The following is a 2586-nucleotide window of genomic DNA, read 5'->3' as shown; positions in this document are numbered from 1 at the left end:
GCCGCGAACGCGGTCCTGGACGCCTTGGCACTGCGGCGGCAGAGCGAGGGCCTGGTCGGGCAGTCACTGGCGTGGGGACTGTGGGCCCAGCAGTCGGCGATGACCGGGCATCTCGACGAGGCCGACCTGGACCGGATGCGACGCAGCGGCATCCTTCCCCTCTCCTCCGAAGAAGGCCTGGCATTGTTCGACGCAGCGGTACGCGCCGACCAGGCGCAGCTGGTGCCGATCCGGCTGGATCTGGCCGCGTTGCGTCGTGCCGGTGCCGGTGCCGGTGCCGGTGGCCTGCCGCCGTTGTGGCAGGCGTTGGCCGGCGGCTCGACCCGCCGCACGGCGACCACAACCGATACGCCGGTGGACCTGACCGCCAGGCTGGCCGTCATGGGGGTCGAGGAACGCCAGCGGACAGTGCTGGAACTGGTACGGGCACAGGTCGCGGTCGTGCTCGGCCACCCCGACGCCACGGCGATCAACCCGGACAGCGCGTTCCGCGAGCTCGGTTTCGACTCGTTGACCGCGGTGGAGTTGCGTAACCGGTTGGCCGCCGCGACCGGGTTGTCGTTGCCGGCCACGCTGGTCTTCGACCAGCCCAGTACCGGAGCCTTGACCGATCATCTGGTGAACAAGTTGGCCTCCGTCGTGAGTGTCGGCGGCGTCCGCGGTGCCGGAGCCGAATCGGCTGGTTCGGGAGCCGTTCGGGTGTCGAACCTTGCGGAGATGTACATGCAGGCCGAGGTGGACGGCAGACACGACGAGTTCTTCGACGTGATCGGGCGATTGGCGAAGCTCCGCCAGACGTTCGGTGTGGACACGGCCGACGAGGCGGTCCGGCCTCCCACCCGGGTCGCCACCGGCGACGCCAAGCCCAAGTTGTACCTGTTCACCCCATACGTAGCCCCGGCCGACTTCCCCTATGCGCGGCTGGGGTTGGCCTTCCAGGGCATACGTGACGTATCGGTGGTGCACTCGCCCGGCTTCCATGCGGGTGAGAAACTGCCGGAGGACATCGAGGCGATGACTCTCGCGTACGTCGAGACAATCCTCCGGGACAACGCGAACGGCGAAGAATTCGCACTGGGCGGCACCTCCAGCGGTGGGCTGATCGCCCACCGGGTTGCGGCCGAGATGGCGCGGATGGGCGTGGCGCCGGCTGGCGTCATTCTGCTCGACTCACCCTCGCAGCGGGACCTTCCCACGGTGTCGGAGGACGGGTCGCTGTGGCAGAAGCAGATTTTTGAGGGACTCAGGCGGACCGGTGATGACGGCGATGACAGTTGGGTCTTCGCGATGGTCCATTACCTCTCCTTCCCGTGGTGGCCTGCGGAGCACATCGAGATACCGACGCTCCAGGTCCGTGCATCCGAACGGATCAGCGGACCGACAGACAACGACGACTGGATGTTCACCTGGAGCTACGCCAACACCGTCACGTTGGCAGACGTGCCAGGAAATCATCTACAGATAACGGACGAATACGCTTCGCTGAGCGCGATGGCGGTCAATGACTGGCTCTCCCGCACGCCCGAGGAGCGCCCAGCGTTCGTCGACTACCGAGGGTCGAAGTAGACGCGACCCTCCCGAGCTCATGAGCCCAGCTTCGCTGAGCCACCGAATCCTGACCCGATGGGGGCCACCAACCTGCTCCGCCGGTGGGGCCCGTCTCGCCGAGAACTCGCAGATGAGGGCGCAGGTGAAGCTGAGGACGGCGCTCTGGAGCGCCCGGATGTGCAGGGGCACCTCGTGCAGACGTCGCCACACCCCGGAGTCGTTGAAGTTGCGTGACCCGCGCCGGCAGGTCATCCTTGAGCCGAACCCCGACTCCGGCGGCAGGTACTCCCACGGACCGGGGGCAGATGGCGCCACCGCTCCGCCCTCCGTCGCGTACATCGAACGTGTTAACTCTGTCTCATGGAGTGGCAGGATCTGCGCGCGCTGCGGGCGGCGGTGCGGCACGGGTCGATCACGGCGGCGGCAGCGGCGCTCGACCGGACCCGGCCCGCCCTGTCCCGACGGATCACCCGCCTGGAGCGACAGCTCGGCACACCGCTGCTCGTGCGGACCCCGCGGAGCTGCGTGCCGACCGACGCCGGCCGTCGCCTGGTGGACGCCGCCGCCCGGGCTGCCGCCTCCTGGGCCGCCGCCGTCGGACAGGCCCGGGAGGTCGCCGGGCGGCACGGCGGCTCCGCCGCCCACCCCGGACTCGGTCACCTGGTCTGACCTGGCGGTGCTGCGCGCGGTCCACGAGCACGGCGGCGTCGCGGCTGCCGGACGAGAGCTGCGACTGGCCCGGCCCGCGGTCTCCCGGCTGCATCGGGTGGTCGGCGTCGCGTTGCTGGTGTCCGGTGCCCGACGGGCACGCCGGCGAAGACCAGGGAGTGCGTGATCCCGGTGCCGGCCTTCGGCTCGGCGACGTTCTCGGTGTCCCAGGTGCTCGGCGGGCCGAGCCTCGGGGTGCTGGAGAACTACCTGGTGATGACCGCCTGACCGACAGGTCTCCGGGGTGGGGGGCGGGCGGAACGCCGGGCCCCACCCCGTTGGCCGCGGGTTGCCCGGCCGGGGCGGGCGGCGGGGCCCGTGGCCCCCGGG

At 70.1% G+C, this 2586-nt stretch carries 2 protein-coding genes; both read left to right on the top strand.

The window, feature by feature from the left end; translation table 11 throughout:
• On the top strand, positions 1-1566 hold a 1566-nt coding region (locus tag ACLQ2W_RS31135; protein ID WP_425791111.1), incomplete at its 5' end, for a phosphopantetheine-binding protein.
• A gap of 342 nt (positions 1567-1908) precedes the next feature.
• Positions 1909-2217 (top strand): LysR family transcriptional regulator, encoded by a 309-nt coding sequence (locus ACLQ2W_RS31130; protein ID WP_425791109.1) that lies wholly within the window; start codon positions 1909-1911, stop codon positions 2215-2217.
• Positions 2218-2586: the final 369 nt, after the last annotated feature.

It is taken from the genome of Micromonospora sp. DT227 (genome assembly GCF_049841835.1).
In the GTDB taxonomy this organism is placed as follows: Bacteria; Actinomycetota; Actinomycetes; order Mycobacteriales; family Micromonosporaceae; genus Micromonospora.
Note: the sequence above shows the minus strand (reverse complement) of the source record. Positions and strands in the feature narration are given on the sequence as shown.